This is a genomic window from Achromobacter sp. SIMBA_011 (assembly GCF_046535435.1).
GTDB lineage: Bacteria > Pseudomonadota > Gammaproteobacteria > Burkholderiales > Burkholderiaceae_B > Achromobacter > Achromobacter dolens.
In genome coordinates, this window is sequence record NZ_JAWRWN010000001.1 from 1,383,261 (window position 1) to 1,408,867 (window position 25,607).

Genomic DNA, 25,607 nt, shown 5'->3' on the forward strand with positions numbered 1-25,607 from the left:
CCTGCGCGGGGGGCCGTTAATTACCGGTCCTTGTAAGGGATGCCATGGGAGGCGTGTCCGCCGCCACCGCGCCGGGGGCTGGGCGGAGGGAACGGCAATTGCGCAGGCGGGTGATTGCATCATCGCAATCGCAAGGAGAACCCCCGTGCAAACCGTATCCGACTTCGTGCTGGACCGCCTCGGCCAGTGGGGCGTGCAACGCATCTATGGCTATCCAGGGGACGGCATCAATGGACTGATCGGCGCCTTCGGCCGCAACCAGGCGCTGCAATTCGTGCAGGCCCGGCACGAGGAAGCCGCGGCCTTCATGGCGTGCGCCCACGCCAAGTTCACCGGGCAGGTCGGGGTCTGCATGGCCACCTCCGGACCCGGAGCGATCCACCTGCTCAACGGCCTGTACGACGCCAAGATGGACCATCAGCCGGTGGTGGCGATCGTGGGCCAGCAGGCTCGCAGCGCGCTGGGCGGCGACTACCAGCAGGAGGTGGACCTCGCCAATCTGTTCAAGGACGTGGCGCACGATTTCGTGCACATGGTGACCTCGCCGCTGCAGGCGCGGCACATGGTCGATCGCGCCATGCGCATCGCCATGGAACGGCGCAGCGTCACCTGCCTGATCTTTCCGAACGACGTGCAGGATCTCGAAGCCGTGCCCGCGCCGCCGCGCGAGCACGGCACGGTGCACACCGGCATCGGCGTCACCTCGCACGCGTCCGTGCCCCCGGCTGCCGCGCTCGAGAACGCGGCGGACATCCTCAATCGCGGCGAGCGGGTGGCGATGCTGGTGGGCGCGGGCGCGCTGGCGGCAGGCAACGAAGTCCGGGCGGTGGCCGAGCGCCTGGGCGCGGGCGTGGCCAAGGCGCTGCTGGGCAAGGCGGTGCTGCCGGATGCATTGCCATACGTTACCGGCGCCATTGGCCTGCTGGGCACCCAGCCCAGTTGGGAAATGATGAACGAATGCGACACCCTGCTGATGGTGGGCACCTCGTTTCCCTACGCCGAATTCCTGCCGCGCGAAGGGCAGGCGCGTTGCGTGCAGATCGACCTGGACGGGCGCCAGTTGAGCCTGCGCTATCCCGCCGAGGTCGGGCTGGTCGGCGACGCCCGGCTGACGCTGGAAGCGCTGCTGCCCCTGCTGCGGCCCAAGGCCGCCGACCAATGGCGCGGCCACATCGAAAAGCGGGTGGAACGGTGGCGCGAAAAGGTGCACGCGCGCGCGGCGGTCGCGGCCAATCCGGTCAACCCGCAGTTGCCTTTCCTGGAACTGTCCGAGCGTCTGCCAACGGACTGCATTGTCACCTGCGATTCCGGCTCGGCGGCCAATTGGTACGCGCGCGACGTGCAGTTGCGCGAAGGCATGATGGGCTCGGTATCGGGAGGCCTGGCGAGCATGGGCTGCGGCGTGCCATACGCCGTGGCGGCCAAGCTGGCCTATCCCAGCCGTCCGGTGATCGCGCTGGTGGGCGACGGCGCGATGCAGATGCTGGGCATCAACGAGCTCATCACCATCGCCCACCGCTGGCGTGAATGGAGCAATCCAACGCTGGTGGTGATGGTGCTCAACAACGGCGATCTCAATCTGGTGACGTGGGAGCAGCGTGTCATGGGCGGAGATCCGCGCTTTGCCGATTCGCAGTGGCTGCCGCAGTTCTCCTATGCCGACTATGGCCGCCTGCTTGGCCTGGAAGGCATTCGCGTGACCGCGCCGGATCAGGTCAGACCGGCCTGGGACCAGGCCCTGGCGGCGGGGCGGCCGGTCGTGCTGGAAGTGGTGACCGATCCGGAGATACCGCCGCTGCCGCCCCACGTGTCGCTCAAGCAGGCGCGCGCCTACCTGGCCGCGCTGGGCAAGGAAAGCGATGGCGCCGGCGCCGCGGCGCTGCGCGCCACGCTCAAGCAATGGTGGGCTGGCTGAGCGCGCGGCACGCGACTTGCTAACGGTTTAGAGGGGCGCGGCCGCCGCCTGAACCGGCCGACGTCCGGCAGTCATTTTTTCAAGGAGAGGTCATGGCTACACAAAATGGCAGCAACACGCTGCGTGAACTGGTATCGGGAACCGAGAATCTGCTGCGCAGCACCGCCAGCTACGGCGGCGCGGAGATCGAAGCGGCGCGTGATCGGCTCAAGCACCAGCTCGACGCCGCGCGCGCCGAGGCCCGCGAGCGGGGCCGGCATGCCTGGCGGCGGGCCCGCGAGGTATCGGCCGCCACCGATGGCTATGTGCATGAAAACGCCTGGAAGACCATCGCCGGCGCCGTGCTGGTGGGCGCGCTGGCCGGCGCCTGCCTGATGGCGGAATCGCGCCGTCGCTGAGCGATCCTTTTTTATCGATTCATTTCACGACATGCCGCGGGAAACCGCGCGGGAGCGACACCATGGAACATCAATCGAATATCGTCGGCGGGCCGAAAACCAAGGCGCTGGGCCCTGGACCGGAAGTCATGGCCGCCAATACCCTGGAAGGCAACGACGTCTACAACGCGGCCGGCGAGAGCCTGGGGGACGTGAAGGCCATCATGATCGACGTGCCGCGCGGCCGGGTGGCTTATGCGGTGCTGGCGCGCGGCGGCGTGCTGGGAATGGGCGAAAAACTGTTCGCCATTCCCTGGAACGCGTTGACGCTGGACACCGACCGCAAGTGCTTCGTGCTCAACGTCGACAAGGAGACGCTCAAGAACGCGCCGGGGTTCGACAAGGACAACTGGCCCAGCATGGCCGACGAGACCTGGGCGCGTGACCTGCACAAGTACTACAACCAGGACATCTACTGGTAGGCGTCTTCCAGGAGCCGCAGCATCATGCCGGCCAGCGCTTCGCGCTCGGCCGGCGTCAGCACGGCGCAGGCCCGCTCGTCGATCCGGCGCAGGATGGCGCGCCCCGGCTCCAGCTTGCGCCGGGCGGCGGCGGTCAGTGACAGCAGGCTGCTGCGGCCATCGGTCGGCGAAGGTTCGCGTTGCACCAGTCCATCGCGTTCCATGCGCGTCAGCAACTGCGCCATGCTGGGTTGCTCCACGTCGCAGGCTTGCGCCAGTTCTTTCTGCGTCAGCCGCGCGCCGTCCTTCAGGGCCACCAGGACCGGCAGTTGCGAGGCGGTGATGCCGATGGGCTTGAGTTCCTCGTCCACCCGCCGCGCCATCAACCGCGCATAGCGGTGGATCAACAGCGTGGGCATCCGTCCTGGCTGCCAGTCGGGGGGAGTGGCCATACGTCCTCTTTTAAATTAATAGGCACCTATGTACTATGCATAGGTGCCTATTAAATTAAGGGAAAGGCCGTCATGCCGCAAGTCCCCACTATCGCGATCATCGGCGCCGGCCCGGCCGGCCTCACCCTCGCCAATATCCTGCAACGCCATGGCTGGCGCGCCGATGTGTTCGAGGCCGACGCCGCGATCGACGCGCGCGACCAGGGCGGATCGCTCGATCTGCATCCGGGGCAGGGGCAGCGGGCCCTGGCGCAGGCGGGCCTGCTGGACGCGTTCATGGCGGTGGCGCGCCACGAGGACCAGGAAACACGGCTGGTGCATCACGCCACTGGCGCGGTCCTGCGCGAGGAGATTCCAGCCGCGGGGATGGGAGAGCGGCCTGAGATCGACCGCCTGGCGCTGCGCCAGTTGCTGCTGCGGCCGCTGGACGCCGGCACCGTGCGTTGGGGGCGGCGGCTAGAGGACGTCATCCCTCGCGCCGACGGGCGCCATGGCTTGCGCTGCGCCGGCGGCGAGATGGGACCCTATGACCTGGTGATCGGCGCCGATGGGGCCTGGTCGCGGGTGCGCGCGGCGCTGACGCCGGCGCAGCCGGTGTACTGCGGCGTCACTTTCGTCGAGTTGTGGCTGCACGATGTGGACCGCCGCCATCCCGAGGCGGCCGCCCGGGTCGGGCACGGCACGATGTTCTCCCGGCATCGCGGCAACGGCATCGTGGCGCAGCGCAACGGCAACGCGACCGTGCGCGTCTACGCGGCCTTGCGCACCGGGCCGCAGGCGGGCAGCCGTCCGGACCCGGCCCTGGCGGGCATCGGCAAGGACGCGCTGCTGGCGCGCTTTGCCGGCTGGTCGCCGTCATTGTTGGCGCTGATTGCCGAGGCGGACCGGATCGCGGCGGTGCGGCCCATCGTGTCGTTGCCCGCGGGCACGCGCTGGCCCCATCGGACGGGGTTGACCGCGGTGGGCGACGCCGCGCATGTGATGCCGCCTTTAGGGGTCGGCGTGAACCTGGCGATGCTGGATGCGGCGGAGCTGGCCGAGGCGCTGGTCAGTGGCGACGATTGGCGCGCCGCGCAGCGCCGCAGCGAGGCCGCGATGCTGGACCGCGCGGCGGCTGTGGCGACGCAATGCATCGAGTCGCTCGACGAGCTGTTCGACAACCCGCAGGCGCAGGCCCCGTGGCACGGGCACGAGGCGCATCACGATGACGCCCGGCCCGGTCCATGATCCGTCAGGCGGCGGCTTCCCAATCGCCGCTGCCGGGCCGCACGGCCAGGCGCGCGCCGCCGCGCCGCACCTGCTCCCCAGCGAGCCCGGCTGCGCCAGCCGGGTCTGTGTCAAAACGGATGTCCAGCGCGGCGGCCACGCGCGGGTCCTCGATGGGCAATTCCCAGGTCAGGAATAGTTGCGACAGGTCTGGTCGCGGCGCGAAGTCGTTTTCGCGGAACGCGCGAGCGCCGCGCGGCACCACGCCATGCGGCTGGCAGGTGTCGAACAGCACGGCGGTGCCGCGGGTCAGCGCGATGCGCTGGCCGGTCTGCGCAAAAAACAGGTCCAGTTCCTTGTCTTCGCTCAGGAAAAGATTGCAGAAGGCCGCGCCGCCGTATTGATTGCCGTCGTGATGGTAGCGGGCGCCGCGGCAGGCCATCAGCGCGATGTCGCAGTCGGCCAGCAGGTCGCCCAGCCCGAGCGCGGCGCTCCAGTCGCGCATGGCCCGCACGCAGGCGCCGTATTCGGGCCAGCGGGCCATGGTGCGCGCCAGCGGCATCTGCTCGACGTCGCCGGGTTCGAGTTCGAGCCGGGTGTCGATTTCCCGCGCCCAGTCGGCGACCAGGCGCGCCGGCGGCGCGGGCAGGGCGAGCGTGGCGGTGCGCACGGCGGCGCCGACGCTGCGGCTGCGCAGCGCGTCGCCGCTCCAGAAATACGAAACGAGGGGGGCGGTGGGCATGGCCCTATTAGAGCTCAAACCCGCCCGGCTTCAACTGCCCAGCGCGCTGGCCCACAGCCGCTGCACCCACGAGCGGCGCGCCGGACGCGGCCGGTTGCCGGTGTAGTCCTTCTGCGAGGCCTTGACCACGTTGCCGAACGGCGCGTCGTTGCGGTAGTCGTCGGGCGAATGGCCGGCGGCCAGCGCTTCCTGGTAGTAGCGATCGAACAGCTCGGCCAGGTCGGCACGGGCGTGCGTCACCACTTCGCCGTCGAACCAGTGCTGGCGGCCCTCTGCGCGCAGGCGCGGCATCGCGTAGCGGTGCGAGAACTGCGTGCCCATGTCGGAATAGTGGAGGATGCCGATCTCGTCGCGCGCCAGGTTTTCGCCATCGATGCTGTTGTAGCGGGCGTCCAGGTGCTGGACCAGGTGCGGCCGGTCGGCGAAGTAATGCTTCATCTCGCGATTGGCGTGGCGCTTGGCGCGCAGGACCTCGAGCGTGGGCAGATGGGCGCGCGCACGGGCGCAGTCCCACAGCGCCACGCATGAGCGCCAGCCGTCGCCGTCGCGACGGCCCGCGACGATGGCTTCGCCGTCCAGCGGCAGGTCCCAGATCTCGGCCAGGTCGCACAGCACCAGCATATCGGCGTCCATGTACAAGGCGCGGCCCTGGAAGCCGGCCGCGGCGGGGACGGCCCAGCGGAAAGCCGAGAATGGCGTCGACCATTTTTCGGTGCGCCAGCCGCGGCCACGCTCCGGATCGCAGTACCAGGGGCTGGCCGGGTCGCGCGACAGGCGCATCCAGGTGATCTCGACGGGGCGCGAGGCATGCTTGCGGGCACTGTAGTCCAGCACCATCATCTGCTCGAGATCGCAATCGTTGGGGTCGCAACCGACAAAGATCCTGATGGGGTCTTGCATGGTGTCTCCGTCTTCACAGGTCGTCGTGGCACGCCGAGCCCCGCTCTTCGGCGGACCTGAATTATTCCTGAATTGTAGACGGACTTGCCCGTGAAAAACGGGTTTGCGCGTTAGAACACCTGGATCAGCATGTGGATGCCGGCAATCAGCAACACCAGCAGCACGATGCGGTTGAACACCTCGACATTGACGCGGTGGTACAGGCGCCGGCCGAGCCAGGCGCCCACGAGCGTGCCGGGCAGCGCGCGCCAGGCCAGCGACATGACTTCGCCGGTGAGATAGCCCGATACCGCCTGCGACACTAGCGCCACCGCCAGGATCGACAGGTTGAAGGACTGGAACACCGCGCGCCGCTCGTCCTTGCCCCAGCCCTGCAACCCGGCCCACAGGGTCGGCAGCGGGCCGGACAGCCCGGCGATGCCGCCCAGCAGGCCGCCGCCCAGGCCCACCAGGCCGTCGGCGAGGCGGCTGGTGCGTGGCAGGCGATAGTGGCCGTTCAGCAGCAGCACGGTGCACAGCGTCATCAGCAGCAGTCCCAGGCCGCCCTGGAACAACCGCGGCGGCACGTGGGGCAGGATGGCCACGCCGACCGGGACGCCCAGCAGGCCGCCGGCGACGAAGGGCGCTGTCCGGCGCAGGTCGATGGCGTGCCAGATCGACGGCAGGGTCTGTCCCTGCGAGACCACCGAACAGAGGATGACCAGCGGCGAGGCCAGCGCGGGCGGCAGCGTCAGCAGCCAGATCGGCAGGGCCGTCAGGCCGGTGCCGAAGCCGGTCAGGCCGGAGACCAGGCCGCCGGCCAGGGCGCCGCCGGTGATGAGAAGCGGGTCGTAGGACATGCGAAGCGGTGAGGGCGGGGTGGGCGCATACTTGTAGCGCCGATCGCCGCCGCCGCAACCGTCCGCTTTGCCGATGTCCGCCCTACCAGTGTGGTGCGCGGGCGGCGCGGCGGGCGCCGATGCCACTAAAATTCCGGCAGACCCGTTCCGCGCTTTCCGCCATGACATCCGCCGCCGTCACCTGGCTGGTGCTGGACCGGCCCCTGGGCGATCTCGAAGGGCAGTTGTGCCGGGCCATTCGCGAACGCGTGCTGGCGGGCCGGCTCGGCGCTGGCGAAAAATTGCCGTCGACCCGCGCCCTGGCGCTGGCGTTGCGGGTCGCCCGATCGACCGTGGTGCAGGCCTATGACCGCCTGCGCGCGGAGGGCTATATCGAGACCGTGCGCGGCTCCGGCACCCGGGTCGCGGCGCGGCAGCCGCGGCCGCTGGCGGGGCCACTCGACGCCCCGCCGCCGTCACCGCCGGCGCCGGCCGCGCGCAGCCTGCCGTTCCAGCCCGGCATTCCCGACCTCAGGAGTTTTCCGGCGGCGGCCTGGTCGCGCTGCGTCGCCGGCCGCATCAAGTCGCTGCGCGTGCATGACCTGGGCTACGGACCGGTGGCCGGCCTGCCGGCCCTGCGCAGCGCGATCCTGGCGCACGTCGGCGCGGCGCGCGGCGTGGTGGCGCAGGTTGACCAGGTGGTGATCCTGCCCTCGGTGGCGGCCGCGATCGATCTGCTGGCCCGTGTCGCGCTGACGCCGCAGGCGCCCGTGGCGTGGATCGAGGACCCGGGCTACCCGAAAGCGCGCGCCCTGCTGCAGCGGGCCGGGGCGCGGCTGGCGCCGGTGCCTTGCGATGACGCCGGCATCGATCCGGCCCGCGCCGCCGACGGGCCGCCGCGCCTGATCTACGTGACCCCGTCGCATCAGTGTCCCACCGGCGCCACCATGACCCTGCCGCGGCGCCTGGCGCTGCTGGAGGCGGCGCAACGCCACGACGCCTTCATCATCGAGGACGACTACGACAGCGAGTTCCGCTACGCCACGCGGCCGATCGCCGCGCTGCAGGGCATCGACAGCGGCCAGCGCGTGGCCTACCTCGGCACGTTCTCCAAGACCCTGGCGCCAGGGTTGCGGGTGGCCTACGCCATCCTGCCGCCGGCGCTGGTGGCGCCGTGCCTGGCCGACATGGCGCTGCGGCAGGGCGAGGTCTCGATCCACATCCAGGCCGGCCTGGCGGATTTCCTGGACGACGGCCATTTCCGCGGCCACATCCGCCGCATGCGCGCCGTCTACGCCGAACGCATGGACAACCTGGTGGGCGCGCTGACGCGGCATTGCGGGCGCTGGCTGCGGGTGGCGGACGGCGCCGGCGGCCTGAAGCTGGCGGTTCGGTTCCGCAACCCCGCCATCGACGACCGCCTGGTGGTGCAGGCGCTGGCGCGGGCCGGCTACGGCGCCCGCACCTATTCGGAATTCTGCATGGTTGCGCCAGAGCCTGGACTGGTCTTCGGCATCGGCCAGGCCACGCCGGCGCGCGCCGACGCGCTGGGGCTTTGCCTGGCCGCCATCCTGCGCCAGGCGGCGGCCGACACCCGCTGACCAGGCAGCGTTGCACGCTGCGGACGCTTGCCGTCGCCGCGCCGCCGCCGGCGCCCAAACCGAATACAGTGCGCAACAGACCCCGCCGCGTCCTTGCGGCGGGAGAACACCACAAAGGGAGACAGCATGGATACGGCAGGGCAGACGGGCGCCAGCGTGCGCGAACGGGTCGGCGAGACGGAATGGCAGGTGCGCAAGGACCTGGCGGCGCTCTACCGGCTGGTGGCGTTGTTCGGTTGGGACGACCTGATCTTCACGCACATCACCGCCAAGGTGCCGGGCACCGAGCATTTCCTCATCAACCCGTACGGCATGATGTTCGACGAGATCACGGCGTCCAGCCTGGTCAAGATCGATCTGCACGGGCGCAAGGTGATGGACTCGGAATACGACATCAATCCGGCGGGCTTCACCATCCATAGCTGTATCCACGCGGCCCGCAAGGACGCCATGTGCGTGCTGCACACGCACTCGATCAACGGCGTGGCGGTGTCGGCGCAGAAGGAAGGCCTGCTGCCGCTGTCGCAGTTCGCGTTCATCGTGCTGCGTTCGCTCGGCTATCACGACTACGAGGGCCTGGCGCTCAATCCCGAAGAGCAGCCGCGGCTGGTGCGCGACCTGGGCAGCAACAACTACCTGATCCTGCGCAATCACGGCCTGCTGACGGTGGGGCAGAGCATGGCCGAAGCGTTCCAGGCCATGCACCGGCTGGAAGCGGCCTGCATGGTGCAGGTGCGGGCGCAGGCGGGCGGCGAACTGACGTTCATTCCGCCCGAGGTGCTGGCGCGCGCGGCGGTGGAATCCCCGGCCGACCGCGCCCACAAGGCCTCGCTGGCCTGGCCGGGGCTGCTGCGCCGGCTGGACCGGCGCAATCCGGGCTACGCCGACTGACGACCCCAACGGTCCGCCGCGTCTCGCCGGTGCGGCGGGGCGGGCGCGGCCAGGGTGGCCAATGCCCGCGCCTTATTTCTTCCCGGGCTGCGGTTCCAGGAACTCGGCGCAGTCCGGCACCGGCGTGGCCGGCTGGTAGACCGAGCCGTCTTCCTTCCACCTGTAGGTCACCGTGTAGCTGCACTGCTTGTCGGCCAGGGGCTGCAACTGCGCGGCCGTCGGCGCGGGCCGCTTGCTCGCGTCGGCGTAGCGGCTGGCGTCGGCCGGGCTGCGCGTGGCCTGGGTGGTGACCTGCAGGTCCGGGTACGGCTGCTGGCTGGGCAGGGCCTTCACCGTGGCGTCATAGCGGTAATAGTCCATGCAGTTGCCTTCGCGGCGTTTCTCGTCGGCCTCGTTGGCGCAGGCGCGGATCGCGGCCTTGGCGCTGTACGGCAGCAACTTCACCAGGCTCGACGACTTGTCTCCCAGGTCGACCGCGAACAGGTACAGGTCGCGGCGCGAGAAGCTGCCGCCGGGGAACTGGATCTCTTCCTTGTAGTCCGGCTCGTTGGGGCCGATCACGCCGACCAGCGCGCGTTCCTCGCTGAGGCGGATGAGGTGCGGCCAGACCGTGAAGCGCGTGAAGTTCGGGATGTCGGGCAGGTCCCAGAAGCGGTAGTCGGCGCGCAGGGTGCGGCTGGTGGCGAACGGGCCGTTATCCTCGAAGCCGCCGTCGACCTTGATCCCCACGCACCAGTCGGCCTGCTTGTTGCAGTAAAGCTGGTTTTGCGGGTTGAGCGTCAGGGGCTCGACATCTGGCTGCACCGCGGACGCGGCGGCGGGCAGGACGGCGCAGAGCAGCGCCGCAAGGGCTTTGTTCATCGTGGTTCCTAATGGGTCGGGAAAAGCGGTCGGGAAAAGCGCCGGCGCATTGTGGCCCGATTCCTCCGGCAAAGCGTCACCAATTGTATAAGGCGGTGCGAAAGTTCCGCGTCGGGCGGCACGTCAGCGCGGCCCCTGCGCGCGGTGCCGCAGGATCAGGTCGTGCAAGGCCTGGGCGGCCGGCGACAGGTGCGCGCCCTTGCGGCTGATGAGCGAAAAGGTGCGTCTCACCACCGGCGTGTGCAGCGACACCACGCGCAGCCCCGGATACGAACCGGCCTGCCAGGCCAGCCGCGGCGCCACGGCGATGCCGGCGCCTGCCGCCACCAGCCCGACGGCGGTCGAGCTGCGCTGCACTTCATAGAAGGCCGTCAGCCGCGGCGCCAGCTCGGCCAGCGCGTGATCGAGCAGCGGCCGGTTGTTGCTGCTGGCGCCGGGAAAGATCAGCCGGTGGCCCTCCAGCTTTTCCCAGGGCAGCGTGCGGCGGCGCGCCAGCGGATGGTCCTCGCGGCAGATCAGCACGAAGTCGTCCTGCAGCAGCGGGATGCTTCGCAGCGTGGGGGCGTGGGTCTCGGCGATGTTGATGCCGAACTCGGCCTCGCGCGTGAGCACCGCCTGGGCCACCGCGCCGGAAGAATGGTCCAGCACCTTGACGCGGTTCTGCGGATGCTCGGCGCTGTAGCGCTGCAGGATGTGCGGCAGGTAGTGCACGCCGATGGTCGGCACACAGGCCAGCGTCACGTCGCCGCGCTGGGCCTTGCCGGTTTCCCGGATCTCGGTGAGCGCCGCGGCCAGGTCGGCCAGCAGCCGCCGCGCCTGCGGCAGGAAGCTGTCGCCCGGCGGCGTCAGTGCCACCGAGCGGGTGGTGCGTTCCACCAGCCGCACGCCCAGGAACGATTCCAGGTTCTGCAGCCGGCGGCTCAACGCGGTCTGGGTGATGCTGAGCTCGCCGGCGGCGCGGCGAAAGCTCTTGTGATCCGCGATCGCCACGAAGGCCTGCACGCCGAGCACGTCGATTTTCATGAGAAAAACGCATCAATTGACTAATTAATATCATTTTACGGTCGGCAAGGCGGCGCTCACAATGCCCGCATCCTGGCAGGAGACAGACCATGAACATCACGATTCTGGACGACTATTTCGACACGCTGCGGGGCTTGCCCTGTTTCCGCAAACTCGACGGCCATGCCGTCACGGTCTGGAACGACCATGTGCAGGACGTGGATGCGCTGGCCGAGCGCCTGCGCGACACCGAGGCGCTGGTGCTGATCCGCGAACGCACCCAGATCCGCGCGCCGCTCATCGCGCGCCTGCCCAAGCTGCGGCTGATCAGCCAGCGCAGCGTCTATCCGCACATCGACGTCGACGCCTGCACCGCGCACGGCGTCATCCTGTCCTCGAACCAGCACGCCGGCACGCCGTCGTACGCGGCGGCGGAGCTGACCTGGGGCCTGGTGCTGGCCGGCATGCGGCGCATTCCGCAGGCGGTGCAACTGCTCAAGCAGGGCACCTGGCAGACCGGCATGGGCCGCACGCTGCGCGGCCGCACGCTCGGCATCTACGGCTATGGCCGCATCGGCGCCGAAGTGGCGCGCTACGGCGCCGCCTTTGGCATGAAGGTGCTGGTGTGGGCGCGCGAGGCCTCGCGCCAAAGGGCCCGCGACGACGGCTGGGACGTGGCGCCGGACAAGCAGGCGTTCTTCGAGACCTGTGACGTGCTGTCGCTGCACATGCGGCTGGTGCCGGACACGCGCGGCATCGTCACGGCGCAGGACCTGGCGCGCATGAAGCCGTCGGCATTGCTGGTGAACACCAGCCGCGCCGGCCTGATCGAGCCGGGCGCGCTGGCGCAGGCGCTGGCCGCGGGCCGGCCGGGCGCGGCGGCGGTGGACGTGTTCGAATCGGAACCGATGATCGATCCGCAACATCCGCTGCTGCAGTTGCCCAACGCGATCTGCACGCCGCACATCGGCTACGTCACCGAGGACGAATACGAGACCCAGTTTTCGGACGTTTTCGATCAGATCGTCGCCTACGCCGCCGGCAAGCCGATCCATGTGATCAATCCCGCTGTGCTGGCTTGACATCCGCTCGGCCGACGCGCGCCGGGGCCGTTTTCCGCAAGCGGCGGCAACAATCGGTGGAATAATAGGGACAATGAACACAACCAAAGCGGAAACACGCATGGATATCGGATTCATCGGCCTGGGCGTCATGGGCACGCCGATGGCGCTCAACCTGGCCCGCGCCGGCACGCCGCTGGTGGTCTGGAGCCGTTCCCCCGGCGGCTATGACGCGCTGCGCGCCGCGGGCGCGCGCGTGGCCGACAGCGCCGGCCAGGTCTACGCGCAATGCCGCACCGTCATCCTGATGCTCGCCAACGACGCGGCCATCGACACGGTGCTGGCGCGCGGCACGGACGACTTCGCCGCGCGCGTGCGCGACCACGTGATCGTCAACATGGGCACCACATCGGCCGACTTTTCGCGCCAACTGGGCGCGGACATCGAGGCGGCCGGCGGGCGCTACGTCGAGGCGCCGGTGTCGGGCTCGCGCAAGCCGGCCGAAGCCGGGCAACTGGTGGTGATGCTGGCCGGCCATGACGACGACGTCGCGGCCGTGCGCGAACTGGTGCGGCCGCTGTGCCGCGACAGTTTCGTCTGTGGCGCGGTGCCGTCCGCGCTCGTCATGAAGCTGTCGGTCAACCTGTTCCTGATCACCATGGTCACGGGCCTGACCGAGTCGGTGCATTTCGCCGAGCGTCACGGCATCGACCTGGCCCTGTTCGCCGAGGTGCTGAACGCCGGACCGATGGCCAGCGACGTGTCGCGCGTCAAGCTTGGCAAGCTGGTGACGCAGGACTTTTCCGTGCAGGCGGCGATCACCGACGTGCTCAAGAACAGCCGCCTGGTGGCCGAGGCCGCGCGCGGCGCCGGCATCGCTTCGCCGCTGCTGGACGCCAGCCATGCGCTGTACGGCGAGACCGAGGCCCAGGGCCTGGGCGCGTCCGACATGGTGGCGGTTATCCGCGCCATCGAGCGGCGCACCGACGCCGGCTGACGGCCGCCAGCCTTTCTTCTTTTTTTTCCGTAGCACCATGATCACCCTGAGAACCTCCACCCCCGCCGACGGCGAACGCGTCGTCGACATCTGGCGCCGCGCCGTCGATGCCACCCACGACTTCCTGTCGCCGCAGGACCGCCATGACATCGAGGCCGAGGTGGTGGGCTTCCTGCCCGCCGCCACGCTCGATCTGGCCGTGGATGCGAACGACCGCGCGCTGGCGTTCATGCTGCTCGACGGCGGCCACATGGAAGCGCTGTTCGTCGATCCCGCCGCGCGCGGCAAGGGCGTCGGGCGCGCGCTGGTCGAGGACGCGCTGCGGCGCCATCCCGGCCTGAGCACCGACGTCAACGAGCAGAACGCGCAGGCGATCGGCTTCTATGAACGGCTGGGCTTCGAGCGCACCGGGCGTTCCGAGCGCGACGGCCAGGGACGGGCCTATCCGCTGATCCATCTGCGTCATCGCGGCGACGCGCCGGCATGAGCCCGGTCTTCAAGTCCGAGCGCCACGCCGAGGCCGTGCGCCAGGCCTATGCCGCGGCGCTGGCCCATTGGCCGGCCGATGTGCGGCGAGTGACGGTGCCGACGCCAGCCGGCGACACCCATGTGCTGGTGTGCGGCCGCGAGGACGCACCGCCCCTGGTGCTGCTGCATGGCGCGCAGAGCACGGCCGCCAGTTGGCAGCGGCAGGCCGCGGCCTGGGCGCCGCATTTCCGCATTTACGCGATCGACCTGATCGGCGAGGCAGGCCCGAGCGCGCCGGCGCGGCTGCCGCTGGCGAGCGATGCGCACGCGGCCTGGCTGGAGGCCGTGCTCGATGGACTGGGCGTGGCGCGCGCGGCGTGCTTCGGCATTTCGCTGGGCGCGTGGCTGGCGCTGGACTTCGCCGTGCGGCGGCCGGCGCGGGTCGAGCGGCTGGCGCTGTTGTGCCCGTCCGGCATCGGCCGGCAGAAGCACATCCTGCCGTGGGTCCTGCCATTGCTGCTGCTGGGACCCGCGGGCCGCGCGCTGGTGCGCCGCCGCATCATCGGGCCGCTGCCGGCCGATCCGGCGCCCGCTGATCGGGCTCAGTTTGGGTTGATGCACGCTATCAATCGCGGTTTCCGCTCGCGCTTCGGCGCCATTCCCGTCTTTGACGATGAGGCGCTGCGTCAGTTGGCGCAGCCGCTGTACGTGGCGGTGGGCGGGCGCGACGTGATGCTCGATTCGCAAGATACCTGCGAACGCCTGCGCCGCCTGGCGCCGCGCGCGCAGGTGACGCTGCTGCCGCGTGAGCGGCATTTCATCCGGGGACAGGACGACGCGGTGCTGGCGTTCCTGCGAGCGGCCTAGGGCCTGTTCACACGATAAGTAGCCTCGCACAGGCCGGCAATCGGGCGCCAGGCGCGGTCGCCGCGCCGGGGGCGACCGCGCCGTCAGCGTGGCGCGCCCGGCGTCTCGGCCCGCAGCGGCGGCGGCTCGAAGGCCCGCACCGCCGGCGCCTCGCCGTGCCAGCGTTCCACCTGCACCAGCGCCGATAGCGCGCTCGGGCCCTGCGCCAGCCGCGACGTGCCCACGTCCACCGTCAGCACGTTGGGATTGCCATGACGCTCCAGCGCATCGTCCTGTGGATCGAACCAGGCGCCGGTGGGCATCACCACCACGCCGCGCAGCAGGTCGGCGCTGAGTTGCGCGCCGCCGAGGCAGGCGCCGCGATCATTGAAAAGGCGCACCACATCGCCCTGAGCGATGCCGCGTTCGGCGGCATCGTCGGGATGCAGCAGCACCGCCTCGCGGCCGGCGACCTTGTGGGCGCGGGTGGCCGGCGCCGGGTCCAGTTGCGAGTGCAGCCGGTCGGCGGGCTGGCAGGTAACCAGGTGCAGTGGCCAGCGCGCGGCGCGCTCGGCGCCCAGCCATTCCACCGGCGGCAGCCAGGCCGGATGCGGCGGACAGTCGTCGTAGCCGAACTCGGCGATGGCCGTGCTGTGCAGTTCGAGACGGCCGGAGCGGGTCTTGAGCGGATGCGCGGCGGGATCCTCGCGGAACTGCTCGAACAGCACGAAGTCGCGCGTGGGCGGCGGCAGCGCCACGTGGCCGCGCTCCCAGAATTCATCGAAGGCCGGCAGCGTCAGTTGCGCGGCTTCCCAGGCCGGCCGCATCTGTTCGTAGATGTGGCGGATCCAGGCCATCTCGTCGCGGCCTTCGGTGAAGGCCCGCTCGAAACCGCCGCGCGCGGCCAGTTCGCGGTAGATGTCGAAGTCGTTGCGGCTGTGGCCCACCGGCGCCAGCGCCTGCCGCATCGCCAGCAGGTAGCGGTCGCGCGACGAGCCGCCGATGTCGTTGCGTTCCAGCGTGGTGGTGGCGGGCAGCACGATGTCGGCGCGCCGCGCCGTCGGCGTCCACCAGGGTTCGTGCACGATGATGGTCTCGGGCCGCGTCCAGGCCCGCGCCAGGCGGTTCAGGTCCTGGTGGTGGTGGAACGGGTTGCCGCCGGCCCAGTAGACCAGGCGGATGTCCGGATAGATGCCGGTCCTGCCGTTGAACTCGTACGGCTCGCCCGGCCGCAGCAGCATGTCGGTCAGGCGCGCCACCGGGATCGACACGCCGGCAGGATTGCGGCCCGCGCGCATCTCCGGCGCGGGCAGGTCGGGGCGCGGATTGCCGGCGCCGTTCATCGAGCCATGGCCGAAGGCGAAACCGCCGCCAGGCAGGCCGATCTGGCCCAGCAGGGCGGCCAGCGCCACGCTGCCCCAGTAAGGCTGTTCGCCGCGATGGCCGCGCTGCAGCGACCACGAGCACGACAGCAGCGTGCGGGTGCCGGCCGCGTCCCGCGCCAGCGCGCGGATGGTATCGGCCGGCACGCCGCAGATGCGCGCGGCCCAGGCAGCGTCCTTGGGCTGGCCGTCGGCGCGGCCCAGCAGGTAGTCGGCGTACTGCTCGAAGCCATTGCAGCAGCGGGCCAGGAAGTCGCGGTCGTGGCGGCCCTCGGCCAGCAGGGTGTGGGCCATGCCCAGCATCATCGCGGCATCGGTGTTGGGACGGATGGGGATCCATTCGGCCGCCAGCGCCGCCGGCGCGTCGCCGCGCGTGGGGCTGACCACCACGGTGCGTATGCCGGCCTGGCGCGCCCGCGCCAGCCAGCCGGGGGCGCTGTGGTCGCCCGCGCCGCCCGAGGCGATCTGGGTGTTGCGCAGCGGGATGCCGCCGAACGCGATCAGCAGCCGGGTGTGCCCGACCACGCTGTTCCAGTCGGTGATGCGGCCGGTCACGGGCGCGTAGGTGCCGATGATGTGCGGCAGCAGGAATTGCGCCGCGCCCCAACTGTAGTTGCCCGACTGGTCGACGCAGCCGCCGCCGGCGTACAGGAAGCGGTGTGTCAGCGTGCGGGCGTGGTGCAGCCGTCCGGCGGAGGACCAGCCATACGAGCCGCCGAAGATGGCGGTCGGGCCATGCTGCGCGCGCACCCGTTGCAATTCGTCGTGCACCAGCGCCAGCGCGGTGTCCCAATCGACCTCCACATAGCCGTCGACGCCACGCAGCTCGGGCGCGCCGCGATGCCTGAGCCAACTGGCGCGCACGGCGGGGCGGGCGATGCGCAGCGGCGAATGCACCATATCGGGCATCGTGTGGATAAGCGGGGACGGGGCCTGGTCATGCGCGAACGGCTCACAGCCCACGACACGGCCTTCGCGCACCAGCGCGGTGTACGCGCCCCAGTGGGACAGGGACGGATAACGAAAGATCGCTTCGGACATGCGGGGGGCGCCGTGAAAAGCGTATTGTTATGGAAATCTTCATAACTTAACGGCATTGCCTTAGAAATTCTTTGTCTTTCAGGCCCTGCAAAAGTGTGGAAAATAGAAAAATTTTCGGGGCCGCTCTTCCTATACTGCGAAAGCAACAAGGGGAATGGTCAGGTGCAGGCGCCAACGACCGCGCGCCAACCTGGCCTTTTTTGATTGGGCAGTCCTTCCGCATGTGGAGCAGGTCATGAGCAAAATGAAAATCCAGGGGTCCTTCGTCGCCATCGTCACGCCGTTCAATCGCGACGGCAGCGTCGATTTCAGCGCCTTCCGCACTCTGTTGAAGTTCCAGGAAGACAACGGCACCGCCGCTGTGCTGATCATGGGCTCCACGGGAGAGGTCTCGATGCTGTCGCCCGAAGAGCGGCGCCAGGTGATCGTCGAGACGGCCAAGATGAAGACCGGCAAGATGAAGCTGTTCTACGGCTGCACCGGCAACAACACCGACTCCACCATCGACTACCTGAAGTTCGCGCACGCCAACGGCGCCGACGGCGCGATCCTGGCCGCGCCCGCCTACATCTGCGCATCCGAGGCCGACACCGAGGCCTATTTCCTCGAAGTGGCCGACGCCACCGACCTGCCCCTGGGCATCTACAACAACCCGCCGCGGGTCAAGAGCGACCTGCATTGGGACCAACTGCTGCGCATCTTCAAGCACCCCAACTACGTGGTGCACAAGGAATCGACCACCCGCGTCGGCCAGGTGGCGCAGGTGCTGCGCGGCCGTCCCGACGTGTCGGTGATGTGCTGCGACTCGCCCAACCTGGGCCTGGTCGTGCCCACCATGAGCCTGGGCGGCCACGGCACCGCCAACATGACCGGCAACATCGCGCCCGCGGAGATGGCCGACATCTCGCGTCCGTGGGACACGCCGGACGTGTCGGTCAGCTTCCGCGAAGGCTACCTGGGCCTGCTGCCGATGCTGCACTACTCGTATTCGGCCATCAACCCGGTCGCCATCAAGTCGCTGATGAAGGCGGTGGGCCTGCCGGTCGGCGACCTGCGCCGGCCGCTGCGCGGCCTGGAGGGCGACGCGCTGGCCAAGGGCCTGCGCATCGTGCGCGAGCTGGGGCTGGACGCCAAGTACGGCTTCAGCTCCGCCCAGCTCAAGGCGGCCTGATTCCCCTGTTCCGGCGGCAATAGCCGCCGGATGCATTTTGACGATCCACGACATGGCGGCCGCGAGCGTCGCGGCCGGTGGCGTGGTCGGCCCCTGCGCGTCCGGAATGGACGCGCCATCGCCAAGAGAGACCCATCATGTTCCGTTCGCCGTCCCGTCCCGCGCCGTTCACCCGGCTGCTCGCCACCGCCTTGACGGTCGTGGGCTTCACCTGCGGCGCCAGCGCGCTGGCCGCCGATGCCGCCGGCTATCCGCAACGCCCGATCACGCTGGTGGTGCCGCATCCGCCGGGCGGCTCGGTCGACGGCGTGGCCCGCCTGTATGCCGAGCAACTGGGCAAGGAGCTGGGCCAGTCGATCGTGGTGGAAAACCGCGCCGGCGCCTCGGGCATGATCGGCGCGGCCTACGTCGCGCGGGCCGCGCCGGACGGCTACACGCTGTACCTGAACGCGTCCATCCACGCCATCAATCCGCTGCTGTACAAAAAGACCATCAAGTTCGACTCGGTCAAGGATTTCACGCCGATCAGCGAACTGGCGCAGGGCGCGCTGATCTTCAGCGTCTATCCCAAGGTGCCGGCCGAGAACGTGGGCGACCTGGTCAAGCTGCTCAAGGCCGAACCGCAGAAGTACTCCTTCGCCACTTCCGGCTTCGGCTCGGCCGGGCACCTGGCCGCGGCCTCGTTCCTGCATGACAACGGCCTGGACCAGATCCCCATCGTGCTCTATCGCGGCGGCGGTCCGGCGCTGTCCGATCTGGTCGGCGGCCAGGTGCAGGGCCTGATCGATCCGATGCTGTCGTCGCTGCCGATGGTGCGCGCCGGCAAGCTCAAGGCGCTGGCCGTGACCGGCGCCGCGCGCAGTCCGCTGCTGCCCGATCTGGCGACCATGAAGGAGCAGGGCCAGAAGAACTTCGAGTTCTATTCCTGGTATGGCGTGTGGGGCCCGGCCAAGCTGCCCGAGCCGGTGCTGCGCAAGCTGGAGGCGGCTTCGGCCAAGGTGATGGCCAATCCCAGGATCGTCGAGCAGCTCAATGGCCTGGGGTTCGAACCGTCGGTGAAGAATTCGGCGGCCTTCGCCAAGTTCATCGACGCCGAGATGAAGCGCTACCAGGTCATCATCGACCAGGCCAACATCCGCATCACCGAATGACGCGAACCACTGATCCGGCCCCCGCGCCGCGGGGGCCGTGGCGTCAGGGCGCGGTCACGCGCGGCTTGAGCGTCGCGGCCAGCGCCACCAGCAGCAACAGGCTGGCGGCCACCACATAAGGCATCCAGGGGCGCACGCCATACAGCAGCGTGCATACCAGCGGCGCCACCACCATCGCCATGCCCTGCACCGCGATCACCGAGCCGGCGGCGATGCCTTGCTCGTCGGCGGTCACGGCATTGGCCGCCAAGGTCTGGATCGAGGGGAACACCAGGCCCATGCCGGCCGCCATGACGGCGTAGCACGCCACCAGCCCCGCGGTGCCGCCCAGCACCGGCACCAGCAGGAAGCCGATGCCCGACAGCAGCGCGCCGCCCGCCAGGCAGCGCGCCGCGTGCATCCGGCGCGCCTTGGCCAGCCCCACCTGCACCAGGATCAGCATGACGCCGACGGTGGTCATGGCCCAGCCCGCCGTCCGCGCGGCCGGGCCGGGCGCCTGGCGCAGCGCGTCCATGGCGTAGAAGCCGACGATCATCTGCGCGGTGATGACCGCGCTCATGGCCAGCAACATCGCGGCCAGCGGCAGGCGCAAGCGCCTGTCGCTCAGTTTCAGCGGCGGCGTGGCGCGCGGTTCGTGCGCGGCATCGGACGGCAGCTTCGCGGCCAGCCACAGCGTGCCCAGCAGCGGCAGCGCGGCGGCGATGTAGAGCGGCAGGGTCAGGCTGTCCTTGACCAGCAGGCCGCCGATGGCCGGCCCCAGCACCATGCCCAGGCCGTTGGCCGCGCCCAGCCTGGCCATCATGGCGCCGCGTTGGTCCGGCGCGGTGATGTCGGCGATGCGAGCCGCGCTGACGGTGGGCATGGCGGCGTAGAAGGCGCCGATCAGCGCGCGCAGCGCCATCAGGGCCAGCAGCGCCAGCCACACCGGCGGCGGCTCGCGCAGCATCAGGTCCAGGCCGATGGCCAGCAGCAGGTAGCTGACGATATAGCCGGTGGCGGCGCGCAGCAGCACGCGGCGGCGGCCGATGCGGTCGCTGCGGCCGCCCCAATAGCGCGCCATCAGCATCCACAGCACGCCGGCCATGGTGACCACCAGGCCGCCATGCCATTCGGCCAGCCGCAGGCCGCGCACCACCGGGCCGATCACGGGCATGAAGGCCATGATTGCGGTCAGGCACAAGGTGTTGAAGACGAACAGGGCGGCGGCCTCGTTCGGGCGGCGGGCGGTGTCTGGCAAAGGCGGCATGGGAGGCTTGATGCGGATGAAAATTGTTATCATCCAGGCCAGGCGGCGGCCGCGCTAGCGAATCCGCGCCGGAAATTGCGGAATTGGAACAAAATGGCCTCTCAGCCCCGTCCTGCCCCGGACCGCCGCGCGCCCCTTACCGCGCAGGACCTGCTGCGCCTGCTGCCGCCGGATTGGCTCAGGATCCGCACCCAGCACGAGCTGCCGGGCGGCATCTCGATCGGCTGCCTCGACGGTCGGCCCGAGTCCGACTGGGCCGCCAGCGGCGCGGCCGAATCCAGCGTCGGCGTGGCGATCGTGCTGGAAGGCCAGTTCGGGGTGGGCTTCGAGGGCGGCGCGGCCCTGCGCATCCAGCCGGGCAGCGTCATCCTGCACGGCACGGCCGAGCCGGTGCCCGGATGGGACGAATTCAAGGGCCGCCACAATATCCGCGCCGTCGACATCCGTTTTTTCAGCGACACCGTGCGCGCCCTGTGGCGGCGCACCTTGCGGCAGGTGCCGCCCGCCGCGTTCGCGGCCGACGGCAGCGTGCCGGCGCGTGACGCGCAGTTGGCGACGCTGCCGCTGTGGCCGGGACTGGCGCGCGTGGCCGGCGAGATCCTGGCCTGGAACCAGGACCGTGGCGAGATCGCGGCCCTATATCTGCAAGGCAAGGCCCAGGAGGCCCTGGCCCTGACCCTGGCGCACCTGGCCGGTCGCGCCGTTGCCGACTTGCCGCCACCGGCCGACCGCAAGCGGCTGGCCGAGGCCCATCGCCGCATCCAGCACGAATACGCCGATTGCCGCGGCGTGCGGCAACTGGCGCAGGCCGTGGGCCTGAGCGAAAAGCGGCTGCAGGCCGGCTTCATGTCGCTCTACGGACAATCGGTGCATGGCTGCCTGCTGCAAGCGCGGATGGAGGCGGCCGCCGGCCTGTTGCGGCGCGGCTGCTCGGTCACCGAAACCGCCTACAGCATCGGCTTTTCCAGCCTCAGCCATTTCATCAAGGCCTTCAAGGCGCACCGCGGGGCCACCCCCAAGGCCTGGCTGCGCGGCGCCGCGCAGTAGCCGCGCGCCTTGGGGGGTAGCGGCAATACCGGTATCGCGGCTGGCCTTGCTGCGGGGGGCGAGGCTGGCAACAATCCCGGTTCCACGACTTCCCGCCCGACAGCGCAAGGCTTGCCCCCATGACTTCCCCCACGACCCCGGATCGCGTCGGCGCCGCCGCGCCGGCCGAGAACATCCACTGGCGCCGCAACCTGGCCGTCTGTTTCGCCGGCTCGTTCAGCACCATCGTGGCGATGACGCTGCTGCTGCCGTTCCTGCCGCTGTACGTGGAAGAGCTGGGTGTGCAGGGCCATGCCGCCATCGTGCAGTGGTCGGGCGTGGCCTACGGCGCCACCTTCTTCGCCGCGGCATTGGTCGCGCCATTGTGGGGCCGGCTGGGCGACCGCTACGGACGCAAGCTGATGCTGGTGCGCGCCTCGTTCGGCATGGCGGTCTGCATGTCGCTGACCGGCATGGTGCAGAACGCGTGGCAACTGGTGCTGCTGCGGCTGCTGGTGGGCCTGGCCGGCGGCTACGCGTCGGGTTCGACCATCCTGGTGGCAATGCAGGCGCCCAAGGCGCGCTCGGGTTGGGCGCTGGGCGTACTGTCGGCCGGCATCATGGCGGGCAACCTCGTGGGGCCGTTGATTGGCGGCGCGCTGCCGCCGCTGATCGGCATCCGCGCCACGTTCCTGCTGGCGGGCGGCGTCATCTTCCTGGCGTTTCTGGCCACCGTCTTCCTCATCAAGGAAATGCCGCGCCCGCCCAAGGCGGCCGGGCAGGGCGGCCAGCGCCGCGGCGGCTGGGCGCAGATCCCCGACAAGCGGCCGGTGGCCGCGATGCTGGCGACCGGCATGCTGCTGATGTTCGCCACCATGTCGATCGAACCCATCATCACGGTATACGTGGGCCAGTTGGTGGAGGATCCGGCCCGCGTCACGCTGGTGTCTGGGGTGGTCATGTCGGCGGCGGCGCTGGGGGCGATCCTGTCGGCCTCGCGACTGGGCCGGCTGGCCGATCGCGTGGGCCACTGGACGGTGATCGTCGGCGCGCTTGCCGTGGCCGCGCTGCTGCTGATTCCGCAGGCTTTCGTCACAGCCGGTTGGCAACTGGTGGCGCTGCGTTTCCTGATGGGTCTGGCGCTGGGCGGGCTGCTGCCGTGCGTCACCAGCGTGATCCGTCACAACGTGCCCGACGGCGTTGGCGGCAATGTGCTGGGCATGTCGATTTCGGCCCAGTACGCGGGCCAGGTGGCGGGCCCGTTGCTGGGCGGTTTCATCGGCGGGCATTTCGGCATGCCCGCCGTCTTCCTGGGCACCGCGGTGCTGCTGGCGGCGGGCGCCGTGGCCAATGGCGTGTTGCGCGCGCGTCATCAGCGCGCGCTGGCCGAGGCGTAGCCGTCGCGCGGCTTGCGTGCGTCGATGGCATGACGGGACGCAACGCGCTTGGCCGCGTCAGAACCCGGCCGAGCGCGGATCCATGACGTGGTCGATCAAGCCCCATTGCACGGCTTCCTCGGCGCTCATGTAGCGGTCGCGGTCCAGGCTGCGCTCGACGTCGTCGTAGTCGCGCCCGCAATGCTCGGCATACAGGCGGATGATGCGCTGCTTGGTGCGCTGCATTTCCTCGGCGTGGATCAGCATGTCCGAGGCCTGGCCCTGGAAGCCGCCCAGCGGCTGGTGCACGTGCAGACTGGCGTTGGCCAGCGCGGCGCGATGACCGGGCTCGCCGGCCATCAGCAGGAACGACCCCATCGAGCGCGCGGTGCCCATGCAAAGGGTGTGAACCGGCGACTTGATGAACTGCATGGTGTCGTACATGGCCAGCCCGCTGGTGATGACCCCGCCGGGCGAGTTGATGTACAGGTGGATCGGCTTGCCGGGGTTTTCGGCTTCCAGGAACAGCAACTGCGCGCACACCAGGGCCGACACGGCGTCATTGACTTCGCCGCTCAGGAAGATGATGCGTTCGCGCAGCAGGCGCGAATAGATATCGAACGAACGTTCCCCGCGGCCGGACTGTTCCACCACCATCGGGACGAGCTGCATCGTTTCGCTCATGCGCGAACTCCTGTCTTGCATCAAAGGGAAAAAGCGGCGTCAGGCGGCGAGCTTGAGGGCCGGCCACGCATCGTTGGCCGCCCGCGGCGCGGGCCGCGCCAGCCGCGCGTCGTCGGGGGCGTGGACGATGGTCAGGCGGGTGCCGCCGTCGGCGGTGGGGCTGAGCTGGAACGTGACCACACTTTCCAGGCAGGGCGGCAGCGTGTCGCGCATGCGGTAGCGGACTTCGACGCCGGGTGTCGCGGCCAGCGGCTCAGGATCGGCCAGCGCGCTGGCCGGCAGCCACTGCTCGCGCAAGGCGGGAATGCTGAGGGCGCGCCAGACCTTCTCGGGCGGCGCATCCAGCTCATAGTCGAGCACGATTGCCGTGTCCTGCGGGGCGGAGGCCGTGTGGGTCATTGGTCCATGTCCTTGAGCAGCGTTTTCAGGGCGTCGACCCGCGCCGGCCACCAGGCGCGGTACTTCGACAGCCAGCCGGCGATCAGCGCCAGCCCGTCCGGGTCGACCTGGTAGTTGACGAAACGTCCCTGGCGTTCCTCGCGCACCAGCCGCGCCTGGCGCAGCACCGCGAGGTGCTGCGAGACCGCGGGCTGGCTGATGTCCAGGCCCTCGCGCAGCGCGCTGGCGTTCATGGCGCCCGCCGCGAGCTTGTCGAACAGCGCGCGGCGGGTCGGGTCGGCCAGGGCCTTGAAGATGTCGTTTTCGATCATGGCAACACATTAGCAGTTGCTTATGTGTTGTGCAAGCCCCGGGGAGCACGGCGTCCCGGATCGCCGCGGCCCGCGTCTCAGTGTAGGGTGCGGGCCGCCTTGCGGGCGCGCTTGATCTCGTACATGCGGGCATCGGCCAGGCGCACGGCTTCCTCGGCCGCCAGGCCGCGCGGATCGAGCGCCACCACGCCGACGCTGGCGCCTTCGTAGGTCAGGGTGATGTCGCCGAGCGGGTAGCGGCCGACGGTGGCGGCGGCGGCCCGATCTTCCAGCGAGCGGGCGGCTTCCTCGGCGTCGCCGCGCTCGGCCTCGTGGCCCGGCGCCGCGTCGCCGCGCGCCAGCGCGGGGCCCGGGCCGACCAGCACGAATTCGTCGCCGCCCAATCGCCCGACCATGTCGGAGGCGCGCAGCGCCATCGCCAGGCGCCGCGAGACCTCCTGCAGGAAGGCGTCGCCCGACTGGTGGCCGTAGGTGTCGTTGATGCCCTTGAAGCCGTCCAGGTCCACCACGCCCACCAGCACGCTGCCGCCTTCGCGCAGCGCGCGGCCGCGCAGGCGCTCCAGTTCCTCGTACAGCGCGCGCCGGTTGGGCAGGCCGGTCAGGGGATCGGTCAGCGCGTAGGCCATCAGCTTGGTGTTGGCGGTGCGCAGCTCGGCCACCAGTTGTTCGCGTTCCAGGAAGTTGGCGATCACGCTGGAGAACAGGCGCATGATTTCCTCGGCCTGCGGCGCGATGTCCTGGCGGCGGGCGCTGGCGCCGCACAGGGTGCCCAGCAGCAGGCCGTCGTCGGTGCGGATCGGGGTGCTGACGTAGGTCTGGATGCCAAGCTGGCGCGCCGCGTCGGAGTCGGGCCAGCAGGCGCCGACGTCGCTGGTGGACATGCGGCCTTCTTCCAGCGCGCGCTTGCACAGCGTGTCCGACCAGGGCACCGACAGACCTTCCGGAATCTGCAGCGCGCCGACGTTGCGCGCGTAGCGCACGTGCTGCTGGTCCTGGTCCGGATCGATCGAGGTGAGATAGGTGGATTCCAGGCCGGTGACGGCTCCGAGCATATCCAGAAGGGGGCGCGTTAACTGTTCGACCGACTTGGCCGCCTGCAGAGACGCCGACAGTTCGGCGAGTATCGGGTCCAAAGAAAGCTCCCAGAAAAACACTGACGCATCGACGCCGGCCCCGGGTCCTCGGCCCAGGGAGCGGCCTTGTCGACATTATGCCCGCGCTG

The 25,607-nt window shown here is 69.8% G+C and carries 26 protein-coding genes; 14 read left to right on the plus strand and 12 right to left on the minus strand.

The window, feature by feature from the left end:
* The first annotated feature begins 145 nt into the window (after positions 1 to 145).
* The 3 genes from SB816_RS06370 to SB816_RS06380 all read left to right on the plus strand — a co-directional run bounded on the left by SB816_RS06370 (position 146) and on the right by SB816_RS06380 (position 2,774).
* Positions 146 to 1,915 carry a thiamine pyrophosphate-requiring protein gene (locus SB816_RS06370; RefSeq protein WP_410546655.1) on the plus strand — a complete coding sequence of 590 codons (1,770 nt, stop codon included), beginning with the start codon at positions 146 to 148 and terminating at the stop codon, positions 1,913 to 1,915.
* Between the two features lie 92 nt (positions 1,916 to 2,007).
* On the plus strand, positions 2,008 to 2,313 hold the full coding sequence (locus SB816_RS06375) for a YqjD family protein (protein ID WP_054500807.1): 306 nt from the start codon (positions 2,008 to 2,010) through the stop codon (positions 2,311 to 2,313).
* A gap of 62 nt (positions 2,314 to 2,375) precedes the next feature.
* Positions 2,376 to 2,774, plus strand: coding sequence for a PRC-barrel domain-containing protein (locus tag SB816_RS06380; protein ID WP_054500808.1), 399 nt, complete (start codon positions 2,376 to 2,378; stop codon positions 2,772 to 2,774).
* Here SB816_RS06380 and SB816_RS06385 read toward each other — a convergent pair.
* Positions 2,765 to 3,205, minus strand: coding sequence for a MarR family winged helix-turn-helix transcriptional regulator (locus SB816_RS06385; RefSeq protein WP_240806433.1), 441 nt, complete (start codon positions 3,203 to 3,205; stop codon positions 2,765 to 2,767). The genes SB816_RS06380 and SB816_RS06385 overlap by 10 nt on opposite strands.
* Positions 3,206 to 3,277: 72 nt before the next feature.
* Here SB816_RS06385 and SB816_RS06390 point away from each other — a divergent pair, with 72 nt between their 5' ends.
* Positions 3,278 to 4,432 (plus strand): FAD-dependent oxidoreductase, encoded by a 1,155-nt coding sequence (locus SB816_RS06390; RefSeq protein WP_116793686.1) that lies wholly within the window; start codon positions 3,278 to 3,280, stop codon positions 4,430 to 4,432.
* A gap of 4 nt (positions 4,433 to 4,436) precedes the next feature.
* Here the strand turns inward: SB816_RS06390 and SB816_RS06395 are convergent, their stop codons facing one another.
* The 3 genes from SB816_RS06395 to SB816_RS06405 all read right to left on the minus strand — a co-directional run bounded on the left by SB816_RS06395 (position 4,437) and on the right by SB816_RS06405 (position 6,892).
* Positions 4,437 to 5,153, minus strand: a complete 717-nt coding sequence (locus SB816_RS06395; protein ID WP_175142639.1) for a hypothetical protein — start codon at positions 5,151 to 5,153, stop codon at positions 4,437 to 4,439.
* A gap of 30 nt (positions 5,154 to 5,183) precedes the next feature.
* Positions 5,184 to 6,053 (minus strand): glycosyl transferase, encoded by an 870-nt coding sequence (locus SB816_RS06400; RefSeq protein WP_054500812.1) that lies wholly within the window; start codon positions 6,051 to 6,053, stop codon positions 5,184 to 5,186.
* 110 nt (positions 6,054 to 6,163) lie between these two features.
* Positions 6,164 to 6,892 carry a sulfite exporter TauE/SafE family protein gene (locus SB816_RS06405; protein ID WP_410546656.1) on the minus strand — a complete coding sequence of 243 codons (729 nt, stop codon included), beginning with the start codon at positions 6,890 to 6,892 and terminating at the stop codon, positions 6,164 to 6,166.
* A gap of 161 nt (positions 6,893 to 7,053) precedes the next feature.
* On the opposite strand from SB816_RS06405, the gene SB816_RS06410 reads away from it, so the two are divergent.
* Together SB816_RS06410 and SB816_RS06415 are read left to right on the plus strand one after the other, a co-directional pair.
* Complete coding sequence (locus SB816_RS06410) at positions 7,054 to 8,472, plus strand: PLP-dependent aminotransferase family protein (protein ID WP_410546657.1); 1,419 nt, start codon at positions 7,054 to 7,056, stop codon at positions 8,470 to 8,472.
* Between the two features lie 126 nt (positions 8,473 to 8,598).
* The gene (locus tag SB816_RS06415; RefSeq protein ID WP_144655438.1) at positions 8,599 to 9,363 is read left to right on the plus strand and encodes a class II aldolase/adducin family protein; all 765 of its coding nucleotides are present in this window, start codon (positions 8,599 to 8,601) and stop codon (positions 9,361 to 9,363) included.
* A 72-nt stretch (positions 9,364 to 9,435) separates the two neighbouring features.
* Here the strand turns inward: SB816_RS06415 and SB816_RS06420 are convergent, their stop codons facing one another.
* Both SB816_RS06420 and SB816_RS06425 read right to left on the minus strand, forming a co-directional pair.
* Positions 9,436 to 10,224: a hypothetical protein gene (locus tag SB816_RS06420; RefSeq protein ID WP_144655437.1), complete on the minus strand. Its 789-nt coding sequence runs from the start codon at positions 10,222 to 10,224 to the stop codon at positions 9,436 to 9,438.
* A 123-nt stretch (positions 10,225 to 10,347) separates the two neighbouring features.
* Entirely contained in the window at positions 10,348 to 11,247 is a 900-nt protein-coding gene (locus SB816_RS06425) for a LysR family transcriptional regulator (protein ID WP_006386038.1), read from the minus strand.
* Positions 11,248 to 11,336: 89 nt separating this feature from the next.
* Between SB816_RS06425 and SB816_RS06430 the strand changes: the two genes are divergently transcribed.
* From SB816_RS06430 to SB816_RS06445, 4 genes are all read left to right on the plus strand, one after another.
* Positions 11,337 to 12,308 (plus strand): D-2-hydroxyacid dehydrogenase family protein, encoded by a 972-nt coding sequence (locus SB816_RS06430; RefSeq protein ID WP_054500817.1) that lies wholly within the window; start codon positions 11,337 to 11,339, stop codon positions 12,306 to 12,308.
* Positions 12,309 to 12,408: 100 nt separating this feature from the next.
* Positions 12,409 to 13,284 (plus strand): NAD(P)-dependent oxidoreductase, encoded by an 876-nt coding sequence (locus SB816_RS06435; RefSeq protein WP_054500818.1) that lies wholly within the window; start codon positions 12,409 to 12,411, stop codon positions 13,282 to 13,284.
* Positions 13,285 to 13,321: 37 nt separating this feature from the next.
* Positions 13,322 to 13,771 carry an acetyltransferase gene (locus tag SB816_RS06440; RefSeq protein WP_054500819.1) on the plus strand — a complete coding sequence of 150 codons (450 nt, stop codon included), beginning with the start codon at positions 13,322 to 13,324 and terminating at the stop codon, positions 13,769 to 13,771.
* A complete protein-coding gene (locus SB816_RS06445; protein WP_064527717.1) occupies positions 13,768 to 14,619 on the plus strand; it encodes an alpha/beta fold hydrolase in 852 nt (283 codons plus the stop codon). Before SB816_RS06440 ends, SB816_RS06445 begins: the two co-directional genes overlap by 4 nt.
* An 83-nt stretch (positions 14,620 to 14,702) precedes the next feature.
* Here the strand turns inward: SB816_RS06445 and SB816_RS06450 are convergent, their stop codons facing one another.
* A complete protein-coding gene (locus SB816_RS06450) occupies positions 14,703 to 17,021 on the minus strand; it encodes a molybdopterin-dependent oxidoreductase (RefSeq protein WP_410546658.1) in 2,319 nt (772 codons plus the stop codon).
* A 235-nt stretch (positions 17,022 to 17,256) separates the two neighbouring features.
* Here SB816_RS06450 and SB816_RS06455 point away from each other — a divergent pair, with 235 nt between their 5' ends.
* Both SB816_RS06455 and SB816_RS06460 read left to right on the plus strand, forming a co-directional pair.
* Positions 17,257 to 18,192 (plus strand): 4-hydroxy-tetrahydrodipicolinate synthase family protein, encoded by a 936-nt coding sequence (locus tag SB816_RS06455; protein WP_054500822.1) that lies wholly within the window; start codon positions 17,257 to 17,259, stop codon positions 18,190 to 18,192.
* A 137-nt stretch (positions 18,193 to 18,329) separates the two neighbouring features.
* On the plus strand, positions 18,330 to 19,343 hold the full coding sequence (locus tag SB816_RS06460) for a Bug family tripartite tricarboxylate transporter substrate binding protein (RefSeq protein ID WP_410546659.1): 1,014 nt from the start codon (positions 18,330 to 18,332) through the stop codon (positions 19,341 to 19,343).
* A 43-nt stretch (positions 19,344 to 19,386) separates the two neighbouring features.
* Here SB816_RS06460 and SB816_RS06465 read toward each other — a convergent pair whose 3' ends face one another.
* Complete coding sequence (locus SB816_RS06465) at positions 19,387 to 20,589, minus strand: MFS transporter (RefSeq protein ID WP_410546660.1); 1,203 nt, start codon at positions 20,587 to 20,589, stop codon at positions 19,387 to 19,389.
* Between the two features lie 93 nt (positions 20,590 to 20,682).
* Here SB816_RS06465 and SB816_RS06470 point away from each other — a divergent pair, with 93 nt between their 5' ends.
* Positions 20,683 to 21,636 carry a helix-turn-helix transcriptional regulator gene (locus SB816_RS06470; protein ID WP_054500825.1) on the plus strand — a complete coding sequence of 318 codons (954 nt, stop codon included), beginning with the start codon at positions 20,683 to 20,685 and terminating at the stop codon, positions 21,634 to 21,636.
* A 119-nt stretch (positions 21,637 to 21,755) separates the two neighbouring features.
* Complete coding sequence (locus SB816_RS06475; RefSeq protein ID WP_054500826.1) at positions 21,756 to 23,012, plus strand: MFS transporter; 1,257 nt, start codon at positions 21,756 to 21,758, stop codon at positions 23,010 to 23,012.
* 57 nt (positions 23,013 to 23,069) lie between these two features.
* On the opposite strand, the gene SB816_RS06480 is transcribed toward SB816_RS06475, so the two are convergent.
* From SB816_RS06480 to SB816_RS06495, 4 genes are all read right to left on the minus strand, one after another.
* Positions 23,070 to 23,675 carry an ATP-dependent Clp protease proteolytic subunit gene (locus SB816_RS06480; RefSeq protein ID WP_054500827.1) on the minus strand — a complete coding sequence of 202 codons (606 nt, stop codon included), beginning with the start codon at positions 23,673 to 23,675 and terminating at the stop codon, positions 23,070 to 23,072.
* A gap of 39 nt (positions 23,676 to 23,714) precedes the next feature.
* On the minus strand, positions 23,715 to 24,074 hold the full coding sequence (locus SB816_RS06485; protein ID WP_054500828.1) for an SRPBCC domain-containing protein: 360 nt from the start codon (positions 24,072 to 24,074) through the stop codon (positions 23,715 to 23,717).
* The gene (locus SB816_RS06490; protein ID WP_054500829.1) at positions 24,071 to 24,385 is read right to left on the minus strand and encodes an ArsR/SmtB family transcription factor; all 315 of its coding nucleotides are present in this window, start codon (positions 24,383 to 24,385) and stop codon (positions 24,071 to 24,073) included. The genes SB816_RS06485 and SB816_RS06490 overlap by 4 nt, the downstream gene beginning before the upstream one ends.
* Positions 24,386 to 24,462: 77 nt before the next feature.
* Positions 24,463 to 25,518, minus strand: a complete 1,056-nt coding sequence (locus SB816_RS06495) for a diguanylate cyclase (protein WP_410546661.1) — start codon at positions 25,516 to 25,518, stop codon at positions 24,463 to 24,465.
* Between the last annotated feature and the right edge of the window lie 89 nt (positions 25,519 to 25,607).

Excerpts from the sequence above, each read along its gene's own strand:
- SB816_RS06375 (WP_054500807.1), top strand. The coding sequence starts at position 2,008 with ATGGCTACACAAAATGGCAGCAACACGCTGCGTGAACTGGTATCGGGA.
- SB816_RS06380 (WP_054500808.1), top strand. The coding sequence starts at position 2,376 with ATGGAACATCAATCGAATATCGTCGGCGGGCCGAAAACCAAGGCGCTG.
- SB816_RS06385 (WP_240806433.1), bottom strand. The coding sequence starts at position 3,205 with ATGGCCACTCCCCCCGACTGGCAGCCAGGACGGATGCCCACGCTGTTG.
- SB816_RS06390 (WP_116793686.1), top strand. The coding sequence starts at position 3,278 with ATGCCGCAAGTCCCCACTATCGCGATCATCGGCGCCGGCCCGGCCGGC.
- SB816_RS06395 (WP_175142639.1), bottom strand. The coding sequence starts at position 5,153 with ATGCCCACCGCCCCCCTCGTTTCGTATTTCTGGAGCGGCGACGCGCTG.
- SB816_RS06400 (WP_054500812.1), bottom strand. The coding sequence starts at position 6,053 with ATGCAAGACCCCATCAGGATCTTTGTCGGTTGCGACCCCAACGATTGC.
- SB816_RS06405 (WP_410546656.1), bottom strand. The coding sequence starts at position 6,892 with ATGTCCTACGACCCGCTTCTCATCACCGGCGGCGCCCTGGCCGGCGGC.
- SB816_RS06410 (WP_410546657.1), top strand. The coding sequence starts at position 7,054 with ATGACATCCGCCGCCGTCACCTGGCTGGTGCTGGACCGGCCCCTGGGC.
- SB816_RS06415 (WP_144655438.1), top strand. The coding sequence starts at position 8,599 with ATGGATACGGCAGGGCAGACGGGCGCCAGCGTGCGCGAACGGGTCGGC.
- SB816_RS06420 (WP_144655437.1), bottom strand. The coding sequence starts at position 10,224 with ATGAACAAAGCCCTTGCGGCGCTGCTCTGCGCCGTCCTGCCCGCCGCC.
- SB816_RS06425 (WP_006386038.1), bottom strand. The coding sequence starts at position 11,247 with ATGAAAATCGACGTGCTCGGCGTGCAGGCCTTCGTGGCGATCGCGGAT.
- SB816_RS06430 (WP_054500817.1), top strand. The coding sequence starts at position 11,337 with ATGAACATCACGATTCTGGACGACTATTTCGACACGCTGCGGGGCTTG.
- SB816_RS06435 (WP_054500818.1), top strand. The coding sequence starts at position 12,409 with ATGGATATCGGATTCATCGGCCTGGGCGTCATGGGCACGCCGATGGCG.
- SB816_RS06440 (WP_054500819.1), top strand. The coding sequence starts at position 13,322 with ATGATCACCCTGAGAACCTCCACCCCCGCCGACGGCGAACGCGTCGTC.
- SB816_RS06445 (WP_064527717.1), top strand. The coding sequence starts at position 13,768 with ATGAGCCCGGTCTTCAAGTCCGAGCGCCACGCCGAGGCCGTGCGCCAG.
- SB816_RS06450 (WP_410546658.1), bottom strand. The coding sequence starts at position 17,021 with ATGTCCGAAGCGATCTTTCGTTATCCGTCCCTGTCCCACTGGGGCGCG.
- SB816_RS06455 (WP_054500822.1), top strand. The coding sequence starts at position 17,257 with ATGAGCAAAATGAAAATCCAGGGGTCCTTCGTCGCCATCGTCACGCCG.
- SB816_RS06460 (WP_410546659.1), top strand. The coding sequence starts at position 18,330 with ATGTTCCGTTCGCCGTCCCGTCCCGCGCCGTTCACCCGGCTGCTCGCC.
- SB816_RS06465 (WP_410546660.1), bottom strand. The coding sequence starts at position 20,589 with ATGCCGCCTTTGCCAGACACCGCCCGCCGCCCGAACGAGGCCGCCGCC.
- SB816_RS06470 (WP_054500825.1), top strand. The coding sequence starts at position 20,683 with ATGGCCTCTCAGCCCCGTCCTGCCCCGGACCGCCGCGCGCCCCTTACC.
- SB816_RS06475 (WP_054500826.1), top strand. The coding sequence starts at position 21,756 with ATGACTTCCCCCACGACCCCGGATCGCGTCGGCGCCGCCGCGCCGGCC.
- SB816_RS06480 (WP_054500827.1), bottom strand. The coding sequence starts at position 23,675 with ATGAGCGAAACGATGCAGCTCGTCCCGATGGTGGTGGAACAGTCCGGC.
- SB816_RS06485 (WP_054500828.1), bottom strand. The coding sequence starts at position 24,074 with ATGACCCACACGGCCTCCGCCCCGCAGGACACGGCAATCGTGCTCGAC.
- SB816_RS06490 (WP_054500829.1), bottom strand. The coding sequence starts at position 24,385 with ATGATCGAAAACGACATCTTCAAGGCCCTGGCCGACCCGACCCGCCGC.